The sequence below is a fragment of the Sinorhizobium sp. Y406 genome, assembly GCF_058732025.1.
Map to the genome: position 1 here is coordinate 1,447,231 of NZ_CM178974.1, position 20,524 is coordinate 1,467,754.

Consider the following 20,524-nt stretch of genomic DNA (forward strand, 5'->3'; position numbering starts at 1 on the left):
GGCCTGCCTGCGGTCCATCGAGGGTCCGCATCCGGCACCATACCTCACATCAAGATCGGCAGCGGCCTGCATTCCTTGTGCGCGCGTGTGCACCGTTGCCGAGATGCAAGGCTGGAGAGCGCTTTTGACAGATATCCGCATCCGTTTCGACCGCATCAGCAAATCCTATGGACCCTTGAGGGTCGTGGACAAGCTCGATCTGGACATCGCCAAAGGTGAATTCGTAAGCCTTCTCGGCCCCTCGGGCTCCGGCAAGACGACGCTTTTGATGATGCTTGCCGGATTTGAAACGCCGACGGAGGGTACGATCTTCCTCGACGGCGAACCGCTGAACGATGTGCCCACCTACCGACGGGACATGGGCGTCGTCTTCCAGAGCTATGCCCTGTTTCCCCATATGAGCGTCGGTGAAAACATCGCCTTTCCGCTGCAGATGCGTGGCATCGGCAAGGCGGAGATCGGCGAACGGGTGACGCGTGCGCTCGACATGGTGCAGCTTTCGGCCCTGCGAGACCGCCGCCCGGCGCAGCTTTCGGGCGGCCAGCAACAGCGCGTCGCGCTTGCCCGAGCGCTGGTTTTCGAGCCACGCGTGGTGCTGATGGATGAGCCGCTTGGGGCGCTCGACAAGCAGCTTCGCGAACAGATGCAGCTCGACATCCGCGCGTTGCATAACCGGCTCGGCCTTACCATTGTCTTCGTCACGCATGACCAGTCGGAAGCGCTGACGATGTCCGACCGCATTGCCGTCTTCAACCGCGGCAAGATCGAGCAGATCGGTTCACCGCGCGAGATCTACGACGAGCCGCGCACGCGCTTCGTCGCGCAATTCATCGGAGAGACCAATCTGGCCGATGGCCGGGTCGAAAGCGTGGCAGGCAAGGAAGCCCGCATCCTGCTGAAATCCGGCCGTCACGTGGTCGCGGGCCTGTCGCAAGCCGTCGAACCGGGTCAGGAGGTTCTCCTTTCCCTTCGGCCGGAACGGATAGAGCTGAAGGACCGCGCGGAGAACAGCGGCAACAGCCTTGCGGCCAAGATCGCCGACTGCGTCTACCAGGGGGACCACCTGCGCGTACAACTCGACGACGATGCTCATGGGTTCGTCGTGCGGCTCGACCGCAAGTCGCCTGAGTGGCGGCCGGGCGCGGAGGTCTTCGCCGAATTTCAAGCTGCCGATTGTCGGGTGATCGTGCCATGATGAGCCGCCTTCCCCAGAATGCGCGGGCTTTTCTCCTTCTCGCGCCGCTTCTCCTTTTTCTCGGCTGTTTCTTCGTCTGGCCGCTGGCAACGATGATGTCAAAAGCGATCTCCGACACGGCGGTGCTACGCATCCTGCCCCGAACGGCAGAGGCATCGGCCGACTGGGAGCGCGGTTCTCCACCGACGCCCGAGATGAAGTCTGCCATCGTCGCTGATCTCCGCGAAGCAAACGACACCCAGGCCGTCGGCGACATGGTGCGGCGGCTGAATAGCGCCCAATCCGGTTTCCGGACATTGATGTCGAAGACCCTGTCGGCTATCCGGGACAATGATAGGCCGCCCGAACTCTCGGCGATCGATCCCCGTTGGGAAAAACCGCAGTTCTGGCTTGCAATCGTCGACGCGCTTTCGCCGGTTACCGACCGCAATCTGCTCGCCGCGGTCGATCTGACGCGCGACGCCTCGGGTGGGGTGGTCGCCATGCCGGAAGGAACCTCAGCCAACCGGGCAATCATGCTGCGCACCTTCTGGATCGCCAGCCTGGTCACCCTCGCTTGCGCTGCAATCGGTTTTCCATACGCCATGCTGGCTGCGGCAACCGAAGGCTGGAAGCGCAACCTGTTGCTCGCGGCCGTATTGTTGCCGCTCTGGACGTCGCTCCTCGTGCGAACGGCGGCATGGTTCATCATCCTTCAGGAGAACGGCCTGATCAACGACCTTCTCCGCGCTGTGGGGCTGGCAGACAGCCCCATTCCGCTGATCTTCAATCGCACAGGCGTCGTCATCGCCATGACGCACGTGCTCCTGCCCTTCATGGTGCTGCCGATCTACAGCGTGCTCATCACCATACCCAAAAACCTCATGCCGGCGGCTGCCTCGCTTGGCGCCAATCCGCTGCGAGCCTTCCTGCGTGTGTTGCTGCCCTTGAGCTTCCGCGGGCTTGGCTCCGGCGCACTCCTCGTCTTCATGTCGGCCATCGGCTACTACATCACCCCGGCTCTGATCGGCGGGCCGAGCGACCAGATGATCAGTTCGGTGATCGCCTTCTACGCGACCGGTTCGGCCAACTGGGGAATGGCGGGCGCACTTGGTCTCGTCCTTCTCGTCGCCACCCTGATGCTTTACGCCGTCTACGGGCGGCTTTCGGCAGAAGACGCCAGGAGGAGCTGAGCCATGTTCAAAGGGATGAAGCTCGTTTTTGCCGCCGCAATGGTCACGTTCCTGATTGCGCCACTCATTGCGATCCTGCCGCTCGCTTTCACATCGAGCGTCTTTCTCACCTATCCGATACCGGGCTTTTCCACCCGCTGGTTCGAGGAACTCGTCACGGCAGACGCCTGGCAACGATCGATCGTCAACAGCCTCATCGTCGGAAGCGGCACGACGCTGCTTGCGACGGTGCTCGGCACGACCGCCTCGCTCGGGCTACGTCACCGCAGCCTGCCCTTGCTCGGTGTCGCAAAGACGCTTTTCCTCGTGCCGATGGTGGTGCCCGCGGTCGTCCTTGGCGTCGGCATGCAGGTGCTTTTCGTCCGGCTCGGCATCGCCAGCAGCTATATCGGGGTGATCGTCGCCCACACGGTGGTGGCGATCCCCTTTGTCGTCGTCAGCGTCACCGGAGCACTGGCCGGCATTGACAGGCGGGTGGAACTGGCTGCCGAAAGCCTCGGCGCGCCACCGGTGACGGTGTTCCGTCGCATGACGCTTCCGCTGGCCATGCCCGGCATCCTGTCCGGCGCCGTGCTCGCCTTCGCGACATCTCTCGATGAAGTGGTGCTGACATTGTTCGTCGCCGGACCGAACCAAAGGACGCTTGCCCGTCAGATGTTCTCCACCATCCGCGAGAACATCAGCCCGGCGATCGCCGCAGCGGCCTTCATCTTCATCGTCGGCACGATCGCAATCGCCCTCATCATGCTGGCGGTGAAACAGCGAGCCGCCGCTTCGTCCGCATAGCCGCCGCGAAAGGGGCTTGAAACCAGAAAGGGCCCGGCGGCGAACCGGGCCCCTTCTGAAATGCAGTGATAGGTGTCAGTTCGCCCTAACCACCGGATTGCCCTCGGCCGCAAGCGCGGCCAGGTCGGCGGGCTTCAGTTCCACCGATTCGCCGCAGCCGCAGGCGGACGTCTGGTTCGGGTTTTTGAACGTGAAACCCGAGCGCAGCGGCGTGACCTCGAAATCCATCTGCGTGCCGAGCAGATAGAGCACGGCTTCCGGTGCGACCCACACGCTCGCCCCCTGATGCTCGACGAGATCATCCTTGGCATTGGGCTCGGTGACGAGGTCGACAGCATATTCCATGCCGGCGCAACCGCCCTTCTTGATGCTCAGGCGAATGCCCTTGGCATCACCGCCGGCATTCTCGACGATCGAACGTACGCGGCCGGCGGCCGCGTCGGTCAGGCTCATTACGGCAAAGCCCATAGGCTTCATCTCCTTCACGTCGCCGGGGTCAAGGCCCGACGCTTTCCAGAATCCAATGTAATGCCCGTCTGTTAACGGATCAATATGAGGCGGCTGGACTTAATACCAGCCGAGCGCCACCTGCGCCTCTTCCGACATGCGGTCCGGCATCCAGGGCGGATCGAAGGTCATGGTGACCTCGACGCCGGAAACTCCTTCGACGGCGCCGACCGCGTTCTCGACCCAACCCGGCATCTCGCCGGCAACCGGGCAGCCGGGAGCCGTTAGCGTCATCTCGACCTTCACCATCCGATCGTCTTCGATGTCGATCTTGTAGATCAGGCCGAGTTCGAAAATGTCCGCCGGGATTTCAGGATCGTAGACGGTCTTCAATGCGGCGATGATGTCGTCGCTGAGACGCGCCAGTTCCTCGGCGGGAATGGCCGAATGCACGATGCCTTCGCGGACATCGACCTTCTCTTGTGTTTCGAGACTCATCCCGGCCTCCTTGAGCAGGTTTGCAAAAGTGTCTCACACCTTTACGGCAAGAACCTGCGACAAAAAAACAATTGAACGGACGCAACCAAGCGACCGTTCAGGCGAAGAACTTGCGTGCGTGTTCGAGCGCATCCGCCAGCGCATCGACCTCCGCCCTCGTGTTATAGAGTCCGAAGGACGCACGGCATGTGGAGGTCACGCCGAAGCGTTTCAAGAGCGGCTGGGCGCAATGGGTTCCCGCCCGGACGGCGACGCCGGCGCGATCGATCACCATCGACACGTCATGCGAGTGAATGCCGGCGATCTCGAATGAGAAGATGCTGCCCTTGCTCGGCGCGTTACCGAAGACGCGGAGCGAATTCACCGATGACAGGCGCTCGCGTGCATAGGCGGTCAGATCCGCCTCATGCGTCCGGATCGCTTCGCGGCCGAGCTTTTCCATGTAGTCGAGCGCGTGGCCAAGCCCGATCGCCTGGACGATCGGTGGCGTGCCGGCCTCGAAGCGGTGCGGAGGATCGTTGTAGGTGACGTAGTCCTCCGTCACCTCCTCGATCATCTCGCCGCCGCCCTGGAATGGCCGCATCTCCTTGAGCCGCTCCATCCTGCCGTAGAGCACACCGACGCCGGAGGGGCCGTAGAGCTTGTGACCGGTCATGACGTACCAGTCGCAATCGATATCCTGGACATCGACCGGCATATGCACGGCGCCCTGGCTGCCGTCGACAAGCACGGGGATGCCGCGCTCGCGGGCGATGCGGCAGATTTCCTTGACTGGGACGACCGTGCCCAGCGCATTCGACATATGCGTGATGGCGATCAGCCTGGTGCGTTCGGTCAGGCACTTGACGAAGTCTTCCATGTGAAATGCGCCGTCATCGTCTACCGGCGCCCAGACGAGCTTCGCGCCCTGCCTTTCGCGGATGAAATGCCAAGGAACAATGTTCGAGTGGTGCTCCATGATCGAAAGCACGATCTCGTCGCCCTCGCCGATTTTCGGCATGCCATAGCCATGCGCGACCGTATTGATCGCCTCGGTCGAGGACTTGGTGAAGATGATGTTGTCGGGCGAAGGGGCGTTCAGGAAGCGGCGAACCTTTTCGCGCGCCCCTTCATAGGCGTCCGTCGCGGCGTTGGAGAGGAAATGCAGGCCGCGATGGACGTTGGCGTATTCATGGGAATAGGCATGGGCGACGGCATCGATGACGACCTGCGGCTTCTGCGCCGAAGCGCCGTTGTCGAGATAGACCAGCGGCTTGCCGTAGACTGTCCGTGAAAGGATCGGAAAATCCCTTCTGATCGTCTCGACGTCATAGGCCGGCACCGGCGCAACATGTTCCATGTCTTTGTCCAATCAGGCGTGCTTTTCGAGCCAGGCCGCGATCACGCCCTCGAGCGCCTCGACCAGCGCCTCGTCATCTTCCAGTTCCTCGACGATCTCGGCCACGAACGCTTTGACGAGCATCGCCCGCGCCTTGTTTTCCGGGATACCGCGGGAGAGCAGGTAGAAAAGCTGCGTGTGGTCGATATCGGCGACCGTCGCCCCGTGGCCGCACTGCACGTCGTCCGCGAAGATCTCCAGTTCCGGCTTGGCCGAAAGGTCGGCGTCGTCGGACAGGAGCAGCGTATTGCAGGCCATCTTGGCGTCGGTCTTCTGGGCATCCTTCGCCACCAGGATCTTGCCCTGGAACACGCCCTTTGCCCGGTCGAACACGACATTGCGGATGATCTCGCTCGATGTCGTGTGCGGCACGTCATGGCTGAGCGTGAAGGTCACGTCCGTATGGCTGTCGCCGCCAAGCAGGTTGATGGCGCGGAGCGTCAGGTCGGAGCCCTCGCCGCTGGCGCGACCGTGAATCTCCTGGCGCACCAGCTTGCCGCCGGCATTGATCACGAAGAGATGCAGCTTGGCATCCTTGCCGAGATCGAACCGGATCTGGCCGAGATGGGTGTCGGCCGTTCCCTGCTGCTGCAGGATGATCCAGATGACATCGGCCCCTTCGGCGAGCATTACGTCGCTGACGGACGAAACGAAGCTCGGCTCCGCATCGGTCGAGAGATGCCGTTCGATAACCGTCGCCTTGGCGCCGGCGCCGAAGGAGACCGGGAAGCGCGTATGCGCCTGACCATGGCTCTGCACGACCTGAAGTTCCAGCGGCACCTCCAATTCGACGCCCTCGGCGACGGCGATCTCGAGGCCGCCGCGAACCAGTCCGCCATTGATCCGGCCGATCGCATCGTCCGAGCCGAGGACCGAGAGGCCGGCAGCCGCCGAGCCGTCGATCAGGCTCTCGGTATAGGAACGCGCCGTAATACCGTCCGGCAGTCCCTTGACATCCGCTTCACCATTGCGGACCGAAAGCACGGAAGAGCCGGTCACCAGGGCCTCGACACGATCCGAAAAGGCACTCGGGTCGGCGGCAGGCACGGAGCGCAGCAGCGTGCGCAGATCCGTGTAGTGCCAGGATTCGACGCGCCGCGTCGGCAGGCCGGCAGTCTTCAAGTCATGGACGAGCGTATCTCGAAGCGAGAGCACGGCGCCATCGCCCGGCAGGTCGCCGAGCTGCGCGGTATAGGCATCGACCAGCGCCGTTTCGGCCGCCGTCATCTTGATGACCTGTTGCATATTCATTCGAACCCTCCTACAGGCGTCAGGCCGCTGCCTCGATGATATCCGCGTAGCCTTTGGCTTCGAGTTCGTGCGCCAGCGTCTTGTCGCCCGACTTGACGACCTGGCCCCTGTAGAGAACGTGGACCGTGTCCGGGACGATATAGTCGAGCAGGCGCTGGTAGTGCGTGATGACGATGACGGCGCGGTCCGGCGAGCGCAACGCATTGACGCCGTCGGCGACGACCTTCAGCGCGTCGATGTCGAGACCGGAGTCGGTTTCGTCAAGAACGCAGAGCTTCGGCTCGAGCAGCGCCATCTGCAGGATTTCCGCCCGCTTCTTTTCACCGCCGGAGAAGCCGACATTCAGCGGTCGGCGCAGCATTTCCGGTGCGATCTTCAGTTCGGCGGCCGCTTCCTTGACGCGGCGCATGAATTCCGGTGTCGAGAGTTCGTCTTCGCCGCGATACTTGCGCTGCTCGTTCATCGCCACCTTCAGGAACTGCATGGTGGCAACGCCCGGGATCTCGACCGGATACTGGAAGGCGAGGAAGATGCCCTTGGCGGCCCGCTCGGCGGCATCGAGCTCCAGAATGCTTTCACCGTTGTAAAGGATGTCGCCCTCGGTCACCTCATAGTCTTCGCGACCGGAGAGGATATAGGAGAGCGTCGACTTGCCGGAGCCGTTCGGCCCCATGATGGCGGCAACCTCGCCGGCCTTCACGGTCAGGTCCAGGCCGCGGATGATCTCGGTGCCGTCTTCGGCAATACGGGCATGCAGGTTCTTGATTTCAAGCATTGTTCGTCCTCTTCGGAAGCGAAGTGTTCTCTTCTCGCGCAAGTCCCTGCGCGTCGGTTCGATTATGCGTGTGGGGTTAGCCCACGGAGCCTTCCAGCGAGATGCCGATCAGCTTCTGTGCCTCGACGGCGAATTCCATCGGCAGTTCCTGAATGACTTCCTTGACGAAGCCGTTGACGATCAGTGCGATCGCCGCCTCTTCCGGGATACCGCGCTGCAGGCAGTAGAAAAGCTGGTCCTCGGAGATCTTCGAGGTCGTCGCCTCATGCTCGAACTGCGCCGTCGAATTCTTCGCCTCGATATAGGGCACCGTGTGCGCGCCGCACTTGTCGCCGATCAGGAGCGAGTCGCACTGGGTGAAGTTGCGGGCGTTCTCCGCCTTGCGGTGGGCAGAAACCTGGCCGCGATAGGTGTTGTCGGAGACGCCGGCGGCAATGCCCTTGGAGATGATGCGGCTCGACGTGTTCTTGCCGAGATGGATCATCTTGGTGCCCGAGTCGACCTGCTGATGGCCGTTGGAAACGGCGATCGAGTAGAACTCACCGCGCGAACCATCGCCGCGCAGGATGCAGGACGGATATTTCCAGGTGATCGCCGAGCCGGTCTCGACCTGGGTCCAGGAGATCTTTGAGTTCTTGCCGCGGCAATCACCGCGCTTGGTGACGAAGTTGTAGATGCCGCCCTTGCCTTCCTTGTCGCCCGGATACCAGTTCTGCACCGTCGAATACTTGATCTCGGCATCGTCGAGCGCGATCAGTTCGACGACCGCCGCGTGGAGCTGGTTCTCGTCGCGCTGCGGCGCGGTGCAGCCTTCCAGATAGGAAACATAGGCGCCTTCATCGGCAATGATCAGCGTGCGCTCGAACTGGCCGGTGTTCTTCTCGTTGATGCGGAAATAGGTCGAGAGTTCCATCGGGCACCGGACCCCCTTCGGCACATAGACGAAGGAACCGTCGGTGAAGACAGCGGAATTCAGCGTCGCATAGAAATTGTCCGACTGCGGGACGACCGTGCCGAGATATTTCCGTACGAGATCGGGATGCTCCCGCATCGCCTCGGAGATCGACATGAAGATCACGCCGGCCTTCTTCAGTTCCTCCTTGAAGGTGGTGACGACCGAGACGGAGTCGAACACCGCATCGACGGCGATCTTCGACTTCTCGACGCCTGCAAGGATCTCCTGCTCCCTCAGCGGAATGCCAAGCTTCTCGTAGACCTTGAGCAGTTCCGGATCGACCTCGTCGAGCGACTTCGGCCCGGTCGTGCCCTTCGGCGCGGCGTAGTAGTGAATCTCGTTGAAATCGATCTTCGGATAGCGGACACGCGCCCAGCTCGGCTCGTCCATGGTCAACCAGCGGCGATAGGCCTCGAGGCGCCATTCGAGCATCCAGTCCGGCTCGTTCTTCTTGGAAGAGATGAGACGGATGATGTCCTCGGACAGGCCCTTCGGCGCCTTGTCCATTTCGATCTTCGTCTCGAAGCCGTATTTGTACTGGTCCACGTCGATTTGGCGGACCTGATCAATCGTTTCCTGCACGGCAGGCATGTCGTTCTCCAATCTCGCCGGATCCAAGGTCCGGCAGCTTGACAACTCGATGCTGGTTTGCGCACCGCTTATGTAATGGCTAAAAGGCGCTTTTCACCCCGTTTGCCAAGCGGAAAATTGCTTTTCCGCAATTTCGTCCAAACCTTCCCTTGCTCACGCCGCCTGTCCACTCGCCCGGCGGCGAGCCGCCACTTTCGCGAACACGGCGGCGCACTGCTCGATCTCCGCTTGCGTCGTGCTCTCGCCGATCGAAATGCGCAACGCGCCCTGGCGGGGATCATAACCCATTGCCGTCAGCACATGACTCTGTCCTACCTTGCCGGAAGAGCATGCTGAACCTGCCGAGAGCGCGACGCCCTCGAGATCGAAGGCGATCTGGCCCGTTTCAGCCTTCAGCCCCGGCAGGGTGAAGAAGGTGGTATTGGCGAGTCGCGGGACGTCCGCGCCATGGATCACCACGTCCGGCGCTTGGCAACGCATCTCCGTCTCGAGGCGGTCGCGCAGCGTAGCGATGGCGCCCATGCGGCCCTCTAAATTGCCGACCGCCATTCGGGCCGCGGCCGCGAATCCTGCAAGGGCCGGCGCATTCTCCGTCCCGGAGCGATGTCCTTTTTCCTGTCCGCCGCCGTGGATGAGCGGCGATGGCATCATGACCTCGCCGCGGGCCACCAGGGCACCTGCCCCCTTCGGTCCGCCGATCTTGTGCGAGGAGACGATGAGGAAATCGGCGCCAAGCGCCTCCATCGACAGCGGCACGCGCCCCGCCGCCTGGACCGCGTCCACCACGAGGAGGCCGCCATGCGTGCGCACGATCGCGGCAATCTCGGCGATCGGCTGGATGATTCCGGTTTCGTTGTTGGCGAGCATCACGGCCACCATCGGCAGGCCGGACTGACGATCATGGGCGCCGAGCAAGGCCTCCAGCGCTCCCGTATCGACCAGGCCGGCGCTCGACACGGGGATCTCGCCCATCATTTCGCGCGCGAAACGCCCACCCTCGCGCACGGCCGGATGTTCGATCGCCGAAACATAGAGCTTGCCGAGCTTGAGCGGCGTGCGGCCCATGCGGAAATGAGGCGTCAGCACCATGTTCGCCGCCTCGGTGGCGCCACTGGTGAAGGTCACCGCGGCCGGCTGTGCCCCGCAGAGCGCGGCCACGTCGCGACGGGCGCTTTCGACGATCGCCCGGAGCGCCCGGCCTTCCCCGTGCACGGACGATGGATTGCCATTGATGTCGAGCGCGGACAGAACGGCTTCGCGCGCTTCGCTCAGAAGCGGCGCCGTCGCATTCCAATCCATATAAATACGCGCCCTCGGCATGCTTTCCTTCGTCAAAACGAACTCGCCATTCCACAAACTCGGTGCCGTTGCATTTTTCTTGAATTTTCCGCGCCGCTTGCCTTAAGAGACGAGGCACATGGCGGAATGCCCGCACCGAAGTTTTGAACGGTTCTAAAGTGGTTCTAGAAAAGCTGAGTGCTTTCGTCAAGACAGATCGGCACTGAAACCACGATTTGAACCGGAAACATCCCTGGAGAGCCAATGCCCGAAATCATCTTCAACGGACCGGCCGGTCGCCTCGAAGGCCGTTATCAGCCTTCGAAGCAGAAGAGTGCACCGATTGCGATCATCCTGCATCCGCATCCGCAGTTCGGGGGCACGATGAACAACCAGATCGTCTACCAGCTCTTTTACATGTTTCAAAAGCGCGGCTTCACCACTCTGCGCTTCAACTTTCGCGGTATCGGACGCAGCCAGGGCGAATTCGATCACGGCGCCGGCGAGCTTTCGGACGCCGCATCGGCGCTTGACTGGGTGCAGAGCCTGCATCCGGATTCGAAAAGCTGTTGGGTGGCCGGCTATTCCTTCGGCGCCTGGATCGGCATGCAGCTTCTGATGCGCCGGCCGGAAATCGAGGGCTTCCTGGCCGTTGCGCCGCAGCCGAATATCTACGACTTCTCCTTCCTGGCGCCCTGCCCGTCTTCCGGCCTGATCATCAATGGCGATGCTGACAAGGTGGCGCCCGAGAAGGATGTGCACGGCCTCGTCGACAAGCTGAAGTCGCAGAAGGGCATTCTCATCACGCACAGGACGGTTGCCGGGGCGAATCACTTCTTCAACGGCCAGGTCGAAACGCTGATGGCGGAATGCGAAGACTATCTCGACCGCCGCCTCAACGGCGAACTGGTGCCGGAGCCTGCGGCAAAGCGTATCCGCTGAGGCACATCGGTTCATTGGAGCAGTGGCCCGGAAATCGCAAGCGGATTCCGGGCCTTCTTGGTTCCGGGGATCGCCGCCGTCTCAGACGCGCAGCGGTCGATATAGCTCTTTAACGAGATGCATCGACGGCTCCGCGCATTCCACGCGATTCCTGCCGGCAGCCTTTGCGGCATAGAGCGCCTTGTCAGCGCGTCGCATTGCCATTTCCAACGGCTCTTCCGCGGCGATTGCAGCAACCCCGAAGCTTGCAGTGACCGCGACCGTTTCGGGAAGCCCCTCGATCCCCCTCGACGCCAATGCGGCACGCATTCCATGCGCAAGCACGCGGGCGTCGGCCAGGCTCACGCGCGGAAGGAAGACGGCAAACTCCTCACCACCGAGGCGCCCCGCGACGGCCTGGCCCGGCATGAGGTCGAGCAACACGCGGCCGAACTGCCGGATGACTTCGTCCCCGGCATGGTGGCCATATGTATCGTTGACGAGCTTGAAGCGGTCGAGGTCGGCAAGGATCAGCGTGCCGGGACCGTCGTCGTGGTTCGCCGGCAGGAATGGAGCTACGCGTTCCATGAAGCCGCGGCGATTATAGAGGCCGGACAGTGGATCGAGTTCCGACCTGGCATGCGCATCGTCGATGATCTCCTTGACCATAACGCCAAGCATCGCCACACCGGCCGCGACGATCAGCATGGCCCCCAAAGCCTGCGAGATCAGCGCGAAAGTGCTTGTGAGATAATCCGCTGCGGTTGAGCCGGATCCGGCGGCCATCGCGGCATGGATCTTCACGAGGTAATAGATCGCACTGAGGCTGAGGAGGCAGAACAGGATCTTGTCCGCCTGCGACCGTCGCTCGGACCGGAGGACGGTCGCAGCGGAGCAAGCCTGCACGAGACAGAACGGCATTTGATAAAAGAAGGCGTGCTGCAACGTTCCGCGCGGCAACTCATAGATGATCACGTCGAGAGCGACGCCAGCGGTGAAGAAGATAGCGAGGTGCAGCAGCTTCGCTGGAACCCGATAAAAAAGCCCGAGTGCGAAGCGGATGAGAAGGAGGCCGGCAAGGACGCTGGCAAAGGCGCCGACGGCGAAAAGCTTCGGTACAGGCGTAAATGGCAGAACGGTTTCGAACACAGCCGAAAGGGACGCCACGGCAAAGCCGGCGGCGCACCAGATCGCCGGCCGTCTTGTCCGGCTTCTTGCCGCAATGACGAGGAAGGCCACCACGAAGACCTGGGCAATGATGAAGTTCACCGCCAAAAGGGAAATTGCACCACCCATCGACAGAACCGAAAACTCCTCGCGGCAGGTCGGCCGACCTGCAAAATGCCCTGTTGCGCAACGGACTGCAGATTAGCGGCCGGACGCGAAGAAAACATTAAGCCGCCATGGTATCAAGGCTTGAACTCCAGCGGGTTTGCCGGTTTGGCCGCCATCCGTCCGCCGCTCATCGGCCGTTCGACGCCTGTCGTGCCGGGATAGGTCAGGGGCAGGCGGCGTAGCGAGCGGACGGCGAGGTAGGCCCAGGCTTCAGCCTCCATCGAATCGCCATTGAGCTCCAGCGCCTCCGCGGCAAATACGCGCCCGCCCTCCTCCGCGGCAAGCGCGGCGAGGTCTCGCATGATGATCGGATTGAGACGGCCGCCGCCGCAGACGATGTAGGTCGCGGGCTTCGAAGGCAGGTGGCGCGCAGAGCGAGTGATCGCCGCGGCGGTCACACGCGCCAGCGTGCGGGCGCCATCCTCGAGGCTTGCATCGCTCGGCGCGGGCGGCGCAAAGTCGCTGCGGTCGAGCGATCGGCGCTTCTCCGCCGTGAAGAAAGGATGCAAAAGGTACCGGTCGAGGAGCTGCGGCAGAATAGTCCCCTCGCTCGCGATCATGCCGCCCTGGTCGTAAGGGATACCGGCATGCGCCTCCACCCACTGGTCGATGAGCGTATTCCCGGGGCCGCTGTCATAGGCGACGAGTTCGTCGCCGGCGCCGATATAGGTGAGATTGGAAATGCCGCCTATGTTGACGAAGACGATAGGTGCGTCGATCGCCTCCCGCTTGGCGAGACCGCGTGCGAGCACCGCATGATAGGCCGGGATGAGCGGCGCCCCCTGGCCGCCATGGGCCATATCGTTTGCGCGCATGTCGTAGACGACGTCGATTCGCGTCTCCTTTGCCAGCAGTTCGCCATCGCCGATCTGCACCGTCAAAGCGTCAGCCGGGCGATGGAGGACGGTTTGTCCATGAAATCCGGCCACATCAATATTTTCCGGCAACATGTTGTTTTCACGCAGGAATGCCTTGACGGCACCTACATGCCGCACCGTCAGGTCTCGCTCGAGTTCGGCGAGTATGCCGGGCCGTTCCCGTCTCTCTTCGATCGCCCGCGCATCCTCCAGCCCCTGCTTCAGTTGCAGTCGGAAGGCTGGATCATAGGCATAGCCGGCGGAGGGGCCGCGTTCGACGATGCTGTCGCCATCGGTCCTGATGAGGGCGACATCTATACCGTCCATGCTGGTACCGCTCATCAGGCCGATCGCGGTCCAAATCCTGCCCAAATGAATCTCCTCTGCATTGAAGCTCGAGAATCGGAGGTGCGTGGCGCCCCCTCGGCCCCGCTGTTCATAGCAAAAACCGGCCCCAGCAAAAACGTGCACTTTCGGCAAAACAGTGATAAAGGCCCGCCGCAGACGTCATATCAAGCCGAAAGAGACAGCTTATGTCCGAGTTCAAGTCCGATTTTCTTCGCACCCTTAGCGAGCGCGGTTTCATCCATCAGACATCGGATGATGCCGGTCTCGACGACCTGCTGCGGAAGGAAACCGTGACGGCCTATATCGGCTTCGACCCGACGGCGCCGAGCCTGCATGCGGGCGGCCTTATCCAGATCATGATGCTGCATTGGCTCCAGGCAACCGGCCATCGGCCGATCTCGCTGATGGGCGGTGGCACCGGCATGGTCGGCGACCCGTCCTTCAAGGACGAAGCGCGGCAGTTGATGACCGTTGAGACGATCGAAAGCAATATCGCCTCGATCAAGCGCGTCTTCGCCAACTATCTCGATTATGACAAAGGCCCGAATACGGCCCTGATGATCAATAATGCGGAGTGGCTCCGCTCGCTCAACTATCTCGAATTCCTGCGCGACGTCGGCCGTTACTTCTCGGTCAATCGGATGCTCTCCTTCGACAGCGTGAAAACGAGGCTCGAGCGCGAACACTCGCTCTCCTTCCTCGAATTCAATTACATGATTCTGCAGGCCTACGACTTCGTCGAGCTCAACAAGCGCTACGATTGCCGTCTCCAGATGGGAGGTTCGGATCAGTGGGGCAATATCATCAACGGCATCGATCTCGGCCACCGCATGGGCACCCCGCAGCTCTACGCCCTCACCTCGCCTCTACTGACGACGGCGTCGGGGGCGAAGATGGGCAAGTCGGTCAACGGCGCGGTCTGGCTCAATCCGGACATGCTCGGCCCCTACGAGTTTTGGCAGTACTGGCGCAACACCGAGGATGCCGACGTGACGCGTTTTCTCAAGCTCTATACGACGTTGCCGATGCCCGAAATCGCTCGATTGTCGCAGCTCGGCGGCTCCGAGATCAACGAGGTAAAGAAGATCCTCGCGACCGAAATCACCGCCATGCTGCATGGGCGGTCTGCCGCTGAGCAGGCCGCCGAAACGGCGCGCAAGACCTTCGAGGAAGGGGCGCTTGCCGAGAACCTGCCGTCAGTCGAGGTCCCAGCCGCCGAACTCGAGGCCGGCCTCGGCCTGTTGACGCTCGTGGTGCGCGCCGGTCTCGCCGCTTCGAACGGCGAAGCGCGGCGGCACGTTCAGGGTGGTGCCGTGCGGATCAACGACCAGCCGGTCAGCGATGAACGCCGGATCGTCGCAAGCGCCGACGTCACCGGAGATGGCGTCGTCAAGCTCTCGCTCGGCAAGAAGAAACACATGCTGGTGCGCCCCGTCTGAGGCTGAGCGCAACGCTCGTAGCGGCCGGGGGACACCCCTGCGCCTGTCGCGGGGGATCCTGTCCAGGGCGCATTCGGTTCACTTCGGCAGAGCGTGGAAATGGTGGCGGATCCTCGGTCCGCCGCATCGGATTATTGAAACTCGAATATGTTGCGAAAAACGCCCGGTGCGATGATCGACAGCGGGTTGATCAACAGGCTCGGCTGATCGAAGGGCCCCGTCAGTTTGAACGTGATGCCGAGCAGCCCGCGGTCGCGGCCGTTGCCGAGCAAGCCGCCGATCAGCGGCAGCTCGGCGAAAATGCGGTTGAGGCCATAGGCGGGCATGAATGTTCCAGTCATGTCCATGCGACCGTTCGCGTCGCGAATCGTGCCTTGGAAGGTCGCGCCGACATCGACGCCGCGCAGGACGCCGCCGTCGACCCGAATCATGCCCCGATCCAGGAGCAGTTGTGCATAGCCCCGCTCGAAGCGTGCCGTGCTGACGTCTATATCCCGTCGCACGGCTTGGCTGAGACTGCGGCCGTCCTGCCCGGCGGGGGTCGAGACCATCGACTGCAGCTTCTGTTCCCCGATGAGAGAGAACTTCCTGAGGTCGACCGCGCCGCGCCAGGACCTGGCGCCCCGGTCGCGCAGCCTGAGATTGAGGAGCCCGCCTCGCATATTGCGGTAGACGTCGGCGAAGCGCGCGAGCGCGCCCGCGTCGCTCGTCGTCAATTCGAGCGTGTTGTCCGCCCCCGCCTTCACCATCCTGGCGACCACTGCCTGGCCGCTTCCGGTGACAGCAGACAGATCGATATCGTCGATCTGCTGGCCGCGCGCCGAATAGGCAAAGTTCACATTTGACAAGACCTCGCCGTTGAAGCCGATAACCCGGTCGAGCCGCGCACTGATCCTCACATTGCCGTCGTCGCCGGAGTTCGCGCCGCCCTTCGCCCGCGCCAGTGGTAGCCGGATATCCGCCGATGGACCAGTCAGGGCCACGGTGTATCCGCCCTTGCCGCGGTCGACATCGACTGCAAAGTCGTCGCCATGGGCGAGGCTGACGCCATCAAGCCGTGCCGAAGCCAGGCCCGCATCATCGACGCGGAGGTCACCGGTTGCGCCGAAGCCGTCGCCCGCGATACGGAAATCCCTTATCTCCGTGACGCCGCCCGTAGCTTTCACTGTGAATACCGCATTGGCCGCAATGCCGGCGCCCTTGCTCCAGCCGATCCAGGGCAGCGACAGCGAAGCCCCGGTGAGATCGGCTTTCACGGACTGGCTGCCGTCCTCGGCGAGCGAAACCTCGGCCCTGACCGGTCCGTTGACGATCCCGGACAGGGCGGGGGCGATCTTGCGTCGCGCGGCGTCGTCCAGCGTTCCGGAAATGTCGCGCGTCCTCTTCACATCGGCGGCCGGATCCACCGGTTCGGTGAGGGCGATCCGCATTTTCGCGCCGTCGATCGAGGCATCCGCATCAAGGACTGCCTTGCTGTTGTCGATCCTCATCGTGCCGCTCAGGTCGGCAATGGAGCGCCCGGCAACCGGACGGTTGATCGTCACGTCCTGCAGCCGCATCTCCGCCTGCCAAAGCGGGCGCGGCGGGTTCTGATCCATGATCAATCCGAACCGCGCGCCGACGAGGGCGGTCACCGGTCCAGTAAAGTCCTCCGGCACGAACGGCGTTTTCTGGAGCGCATGGATCGGCCTGTAGGCGACGAGCTCGGCGATGGCATCGGCCTGACCGCCAACCTCGATCTTCATCTCCGCCATCAGCGGCTTTGTGTGAACGTCGGGAATGACGAATTCCCCGCCATTCAGGGTCACGGACCGCGCGGAGGGGAAATAGGCCACGCCTTTGCCGACTGCTACCGACATGCGTTTGCCGCTCAGGCGGAAGTTGCCCGACGTGTCACGCAGCGGCGGTATCTCGCCGGCGATATTTATACGCGTATCGTCGATGGCGAAGTTTATATTGAGCTCGTGCTCGTCGAGCCTGAGATCGCCCCCGCTCGCAGCAATGCGTCCCTCCGGAATCGAGACTTCGATCCGGGCATCGGTGACCGTGCCGCCGAACAGGTTGGCGTTGGCCCATCGCCGGGCACCCTTGGCAATCCACCAGGGCCACAATTGCTTGATGGCAGTCGAATGCATCCGATCGCTCAGTGCGACGAAACTGATCTGCGGCGAGGTCTTGCCGAAGGCGACCGAAAGCGAACCGGCCATCGAGCCCTGCGAGCTCGATATCATCAATCGGTCGAAGATCAGCCGGTTGCTGTCGGCCTCGAATCTCCCGTTCGCTTTGGCGTCGAAGGCAAGCGGGCGCTCCGGCATGTCTTCCGGAGCGGACTTGGCATCCCTGAGAAGCAGGTCGACGGCGAAACCTCTTTTGCCGGTAGTCGAGACCTTGTCGAGATCGACCAAGGCGCCGGTGAAAGGAAATGCCGACTGGCCGATCCTCACCATGGACGGCAGAATCTCCACCGAGGACCGCTCGAAGTCATAGGAGATGTTCAGCTCCGACGGATTGAGTGCGGAGGCCAGCCCGCCGGCGTGGAAGCGTCCCTCGGAGGTCCTGACGGCGACGGCGAGCGTTGGTTTCGTGCCATCCGCGGCGCGCGTCGCCTTCAGTCTGACGCCGGCGGCCGCGTCTATACCGAAGGCGTCCTCGTTTCCCGCTCTTCCATGATAGAGGAAAGGCGCGAGGGGCAGGTCCTCCAGTGCGGCCTCGAGGCCGGTGAGACGCCCGCCATTGCCAAAGGCGCGTGCCGCCAGATGCGTCTGTCTACCGTCCAGGGCCACCGCGCCGTCGACGCGGATGGAACCGTCCGGCTCGCGGGCGAAGTCCAGGGAGTCGATGTGGATCGGGACGGTTCGACCGCGCGCGCCGGTCACCGACAGGCTGAAGTCGGAAAGCCGAATCCTCTGGGTTGCGCTGGTCGCGGTCAGCCGCGACATGCCGTCCACATGCGCAAACAGCGCTTCAAGGGCGGTGCCGACATCGGCGATGCGAATCGCCGCGAGATTGATGGGTTCGCCGCGCGGCAACAGCCCGGTGTCGAGATCGCCCCCGTCTGCTTCGAGTCTCGATACCGATATACGGCCCGTCAGCAATGCGACCGGATCGAGCGCGATCGAAACGGCCGCAAGCCTGACGACGGGACGCCCCGCCCCGCCCTCCTTCAGGGTCACCCCACGTGCCTTGAGTGCGAGGGCGCCTCGGCCCGTCACGCGAAGGACGGTGCTCTCTACTTCGGCACGGTAAGCGGGGCCAAGCGCGCCGTTCAGAGCCTCGCGCGCGCGGGCATTCAGGGGGGCGTCGGCGATGCCGCTTTCGACGACGGCGACGAGGGACGCAACGATCACGAAAATGACAAGCGAAAGGCAGAGAAATATCTGACCGCACAGGCGCGCCGCCCCACCGGACGACGGCGTATGCACGATGACCGGATCATGGGCTTGCGCAGAGGGCAGCGCATGCAGCGCGACGATGTCTTCCTTGCGAAAGCAAATCCTTTCGCCGCGGATCTCGTTCATCTCCGCAGGCGTCCTCCACGTGAATGCTGCATCGAGTCTCCCCTGTCATGCCCGATGTCGGGCCGGCCCCGGGTCCAGTTTGTGCCCCAACTAGATCACAATTCGCGGAACCCAGCCACCTTCGCTTCGCATGCTGCGGAACGGAGTCCAGCCTTCCGTCCGATTCCGTGCGGCGATCACGGGTCATAATGCAAAAACCCGTCGCGCGCCTGTCAAGAATCCATCACAAATCCGCCGGAAGCTCGGCACGATCCTCGATGAACCTGCGACGCCGTGCCCTGGCCACCATGGCCGGATCGCTGAAGCGCTCGAAAATACCTCATGATACTCTCCCCAGCCGGTTCCGTTCCGGGGCGTCATGCAGTACCTGGGAAATGTCCAGAAAACTTGGCGTAAGAAAGGCTCAATCATGGCACTATTGCGGTCCGGCGACACCGCCCCGGATTTCGAGCTTCCCCGCGACGGCGGCGGTTCGCTTTCTCTTTCTGCGCTGCGCGGAAAGCCGGTCGTCCTGTTCTTCTATCCCAAGGACGACACCAAGGGCTGCACCCAGGAAGCAATCGCGTTCTCAGGACTTGCGCAGGAGTTCGCAGCGCTTGGCGTCGTGCTGGTCGGCATCTCGCCCGATTCGGTCAAAAGCCATGACCGCTTCGTCGGCAAGCATGGACTGACGATCCCGCTTGCCGCGGACGAAGAAAAGGTGGTTGTCGATGCGTATGGCGTCTGGGTGGAAAAGAGCATGTATGGCCGCAAATATATGGGTGTGGAACGAACCACCTTTCTGATCGATGCGCAGGGCACAATCCACCGCGTTTGGGAAAAGGTGAAAGTCCCCGGCCATGCCGAGGAGGTCTTTGCCGCCGCAAAAGCGCTTACCGCCGGCTGACGATGCCGACGCTTCCGCACTTCCACAGCTTGCGCGGCGCGGCCGTCGAAGCGGTCCGGGCAGCGGACCTCGACGCGAAGACTGAACTGACCCGGGAGGCCCACCGGCGCTGGCAGGCGCGCACATTATCATTGCGCTCTCCGCTCGACCGCTCCGTTCCGGCGCGCCCCGGTCGGCCGGAAAGGCCGATCCTGACGCCGCCGACGCAGGTCAGGCGGCGCTCTCTCGGCTCTCTGAAAGGACGCATCGCCCTCCTCCACGCGATCGCCCATATAGAACTGAACGCGGTCGACCTGGCGCTCGACATTGTCGCCCGTTTCGCTGGCGAGCCGGTCCCGCATTCCTTCTTCGACGGCTGGATGCAGGTCGCCTTCGAGGAAGCGAAGCATTTCCGCCTGGTCCGGCAGAGGCTGAACGACCTCGGCGCGGACTATGGCGACCTGCCGGCGCATGACGGCCTCTGGCAGGCCGCCCACGACACGCGAAACGATCTGACCGCCCGCCTCGCCGTGGTGCCTTTGATCCTGGAAGCGCGCGGACTCGACGTCACGCCGGCGCTGCAGGCGAAGATGCGCGAGACCGGCGACCACGAGAGTGCTGCCGTTCTCGACGTCATCTATGAGGATGAGAAGGGCCATGTCGCCGTCGGAGCCAAGTGGTTCCGCTTTCTCTGTGCCCGGCAGCGAAAGGATCCGGCCGCGACCTTCCAGGCGCTGGTGCGGGCGAATTTCCGCGGCCCCCTAAAGGCGCCATTCAATGACATTGCGCGCGCCGAAGCCGGGATGACGCCGTCTTTCTACAGATCGATGACGGCCTCGACCAGCATCTGAGACGGGGTGCGTTCAAGGATTTGTTAACGCTAATAAAGTGTAATCGCCGCCGGGCAACGCGGAT

17 protein-coding genes are annotated in these 20,524 nt (G+C 62.7%); 7 read left to right on the top strand and 10 right to left on the bottom strand.

The genetic code is table 11. The annotated features are described in order from the left end of the window. Positions 1-124: 124 nt before the first annotated feature. The 3 genes from AC4P1R_RS06985 to AC4P1R_RS06995 are packed head-to-tail and all read left to right on the top strand — an operon-like array spanning position 125 to position 3,153. Positions 125-1,195 carry an ABC transporter ATP-binding protein gene (locus AC4P1R_RS06985; protein WP_069458590.1) on the top strand — a complete coding sequence of 357 codons (1,071 nt, stop codon included), beginning with the start codon at positions 125-127 and terminating at the stop codon, positions 1,193-1,195. Further along, the gene (locus AC4P1R_RS06990) at positions 1,192-2,367 is read left to right on the top strand and encodes an ABC transporter permease (RefSeq protein WP_492177529.1); all 1,176 of its coding nucleotides are present in this window, start codon (positions 1,192-1,194) and stop codon (positions 2,365-2,367) included. Before AC4P1R_RS06985 ends, AC4P1R_RS06990 begins: the two co-directional genes overlap by 4 nt. Before the next feature lie 3 nt (positions 2,368-2,370). Beyond that, positions 2,371-3,153 carry an ABC transporter permease gene (locus tag AC4P1R_RS06995; protein ID WP_069458588.1) on the top strand — a complete coding sequence of 261 codons (783 nt, stop codon included), beginning with the start codon at positions 2,371-2,373 and terminating at the stop codon, positions 3,151-3,153. 75 nt (positions 3,154-3,228) lie between these two features. On the opposite strand, the gene sufA is transcribed toward AC4P1R_RS06995, so the two are convergent. The 7 genes from sufA to AC4P1R_RS07030 form a co-directional block, all read right to left on the bottom strand. Continuing rightward, positions 3,229-3,621: a Fe-S cluster assembly scaffold SufA gene (gene sufA / locus AC4P1R_RS07000; protein WP_069458587.1), complete on the bottom strand. Its 393-nt coding sequence runs from the start codon at positions 3,619-3,621 to the stop codon at positions 3,229-3,231. Positions 3,622-3,720: 99 nt separating this feature from the next. Then, the gene (locus AC4P1R_RS07005) at positions 3,721-4,098 is read right to left on the bottom strand and encodes an SUF system Fe-S cluster assembly protein (protein WP_492177530.1); all 378 of its coding nucleotides are present in this window, start codon (positions 4,096-4,098) and stop codon (positions 3,721-3,723) included. 97 nt (positions 4,099-4,195) lie between these two features. Then, on the bottom strand, positions 4,196-5,437 hold the full coding sequence (locus AC4P1R_RS07010) for a cysteine desulfurase (RefSeq protein ID WP_492177531.1): 1,242 nt from the start codon (positions 5,435-5,437) through the stop codon (positions 4,196-4,198). 12 nt (positions 5,438-5,449) lie between these two features. Continuing rightward, positions 5,450-6,727: a Fe-S cluster assembly protein SufD gene (gene sufD, locus AC4P1R_RS07015; RefSeq protein WP_069458585.1), complete on the bottom strand. Its 1,278-nt coding sequence runs from the start codon at positions 6,725-6,727 to the stop codon at positions 5,450-5,452. Positions 6,728-6,746: 19 nt separating this feature from the next. Then, complete coding sequence (sufC, locus tag AC4P1R_RS07020; protein WP_069458584.1) at positions 6,747-7,502, bottom strand: Fe-S cluster assembly ATPase SufC; 756 nt, start codon at positions 7,500-7,502, stop codon at positions 6,747-6,749. A 76-nt stretch (positions 7,503-7,578) separates the two neighbouring features. Continuing rightward, on the bottom strand, positions 7,579-9,048 hold the full coding sequence (sufB, locus tag AC4P1R_RS07025; RefSeq protein WP_071015405.1) for a Fe-S cluster assembly protein SufB: 1,470 nt from the start codon (positions 9,046-9,048) through the stop codon (positions 7,579-7,581). 153 nt (positions 9,049-9,201) lie between these two features. Beyond that, entirely contained in the window at positions 9,202-10,368 is a 1,167-nt protein-coding gene (locus AC4P1R_RS07030) for a cysteine desulfurase family protein (protein ID WP_492177532.1), read from the bottom strand. 222 nt (positions 10,369-10,590) lie between these two features. Here AC4P1R_RS07030 and AC4P1R_RS07035 point away from each other — a divergent pair, with 222 nt between their 5' ends. After that, positions 10,591-11,268 (top strand): alpha/beta hydrolase, encoded by a 678-nt coding sequence (locus AC4P1R_RS07035; protein ID WP_069458582.1) that lies wholly within the window; start codon positions 10,591-10,593, stop codon positions 11,266-11,268. An 81-nt stretch (positions 11,269-11,349) separates the two neighbouring features. Here AC4P1R_RS07035 and AC4P1R_RS07040 read toward each other — a convergent pair whose 3' ends face one another. Both AC4P1R_RS07040 and AC4P1R_RS07045 read right to left on the bottom strand, forming a co-directional pair. Beyond that, positions 11,350-12,543, bottom strand: a complete 1,194-nt coding sequence (locus tag AC4P1R_RS07040) for a GGDEF domain-containing protein (protein WP_492177533.1) — start codon at positions 12,541-12,543, stop codon at positions 11,350-11,352. Positions 12,544-12,656: 113 nt separating this feature from the next. After that, positions 12,657-13,811: an anhydro-N-acetylmuramic acid kinase gene (locus AC4P1R_RS07045; RefSeq protein ID WP_492177534.1), complete on the bottom strand. Its 1,155-nt coding sequence runs from the start codon at positions 13,809-13,811 to the stop codon at positions 12,657-12,659. 161 nt (positions 13,812-13,972) lie between these two features. Between AC4P1R_RS07045 and tyrS the strand changes: the two genes are divergently transcribed. Then, positions 13,973-15,226 carry a tyrosine--tRNA ligase gene (gene tyrS, locus AC4P1R_RS07050; protein ID WP_069458579.1) on the top strand — a complete coding sequence of 418 codons (1,254 nt, stop codon included), beginning with the start codon at positions 13,973-13,975 and terminating at the stop codon, positions 15,224-15,226. Positions 15,227-15,357: 131 nt separating this feature from the next. On the opposite strand, the gene AC4P1R_RS07055 is transcribed toward tyrS, so the two are convergent. Next, positions 15,358-18,744: a YhdP family protein gene (locus AC4P1R_RS07055; RefSeq protein WP_492177535.1), complete on the bottom strand. Its 3,387-nt coding sequence runs from the start codon at positions 18,742-18,744 to the stop codon at positions 15,358-15,360. Positions 18,745-19,153: 409 nt separating this feature from the next. Between AC4P1R_RS07055 and AC4P1R_RS07060 the strand changes: the two genes are divergently transcribed. Both AC4P1R_RS07060 and AC4P1R_RS07065 read left to right on the top strand, forming a co-directional pair. Next, positions 19,154-19,630: a peroxiredoxin gene (locus tag AC4P1R_RS07060; protein ID WP_069458577.1), complete on the top strand. Its 477-nt coding sequence runs from the start codon at positions 19,154-19,156 to the stop codon at positions 19,628-19,630. Between the two features lie 2 nt (positions 19,631-19,632). Continuing rightward, positions 19,633-20,460, top strand: a complete 828-nt coding sequence (locus AC4P1R_RS07065) for a ferritin-like domain-containing protein (RefSeq protein ID WP_069458576.1) — start codon at positions 19,633-19,635, stop codon at positions 20,458-20,460. Positions 20,461-20,524 lie beyond the last annotated feature (64 nt).

Coding starts and splice junctions, on each gene's coding strand:
- AC4P1R_RS06990 (WP_492177529.1), top strand. CDS start 1,192: ATGATGAGCCGCCTTCCCCAGAATGCGCGGGCTTTTCTCCTTCTCGCG.
- AC4P1R_RS06995 (WP_069458588.1), top strand. CDS start 2,371: ATGTTCAAAGGGATGAAGCTCGTTTTTGCCGCCGCAATGGTCACGTTC.
- sufA (WP_069458587.1), bottom strand. CDS start 3,621: ATGGGCTTTGCCGTAATGAGCCTGACCGACGCGGCCGCCGGCCGCGTA.
- AC4P1R_RS07005 (WP_492177530.1), bottom strand. CDS start 4,098: ATGAGTCTCGAAACACAAGAGAAGGTCGATGTCCGCGAAGGCATCGTG.
- AC4P1R_RS07010 (WP_492177531.1), bottom strand. CDS start 5,437: ATGGAACATGTTGCGCCGGTGCCGGCCTATGACGTCGAGACGATCAGA.
- sufD (WP_069458585.1), bottom strand. CDS start 6,727: ATGAATATGCAACAGGTCATCAAGATGACGGCGGCCGAAACGGCGCTG.
- sufC (WP_069458584.1), bottom strand. CDS start 7,502: ATGCTTGAAATCAAGAACCTGCATGCCCGTATTGCCGAAGACGGCACC.
- sufB (WP_071015405.1), bottom strand. CDS start 9,048: ATGCCTGCCGTGCAGGAAACGATTGATCAGGTCCGCCAAATCGACGTG.
- AC4P1R_RS07030 (WP_492177532.1), bottom strand. CDS start 10,368: ATGCCGAGGGCGCGTATTTATATGGATTGGAATGCGACGGCGCCGCTT.
- AC4P1R_RS07035 (WP_069458582.1), top strand. CDS start 10,591: ATGCCCGAAATCATCTTCAACGGACCGGCCGGTCGCCTCGAAGGCCGT.
- AC4P1R_RS07040 (WP_492177533.1), bottom strand. CDS start 12,543: ATGGGTGGTGCAATTTCCCTTTTGGCGGTGAACTTCATCATTGCCCAG.
- tyrS (WP_069458579.1), top strand. CDS start 13,973: ATGTCCGAGTTCAAGTCCGATTTTCTTCGCACCCTTAGCGAGCGCGGT.
- AC4P1R_RS07055 (WP_492177535.1), bottom strand. CDS start 18,744: ATGAACGAGATCCGCGGCGAAAGGATTTGCTTTCGCAAGGAAGACATC.
- AC4P1R_RS07060 (WP_069458577.1), top strand. CDS start 19,154: ATGGCACTATTGCGGTCCGGCGACACCGCCCCGGATTTCGAGCTTCCC.
- AC4P1R_RS07065 (WP_069458576.1), top strand. CDS start 19,633: ATGCCGACGCTTCCGCACTTCCACAGCTTGCGCGGCGCGGCCGTCGAA.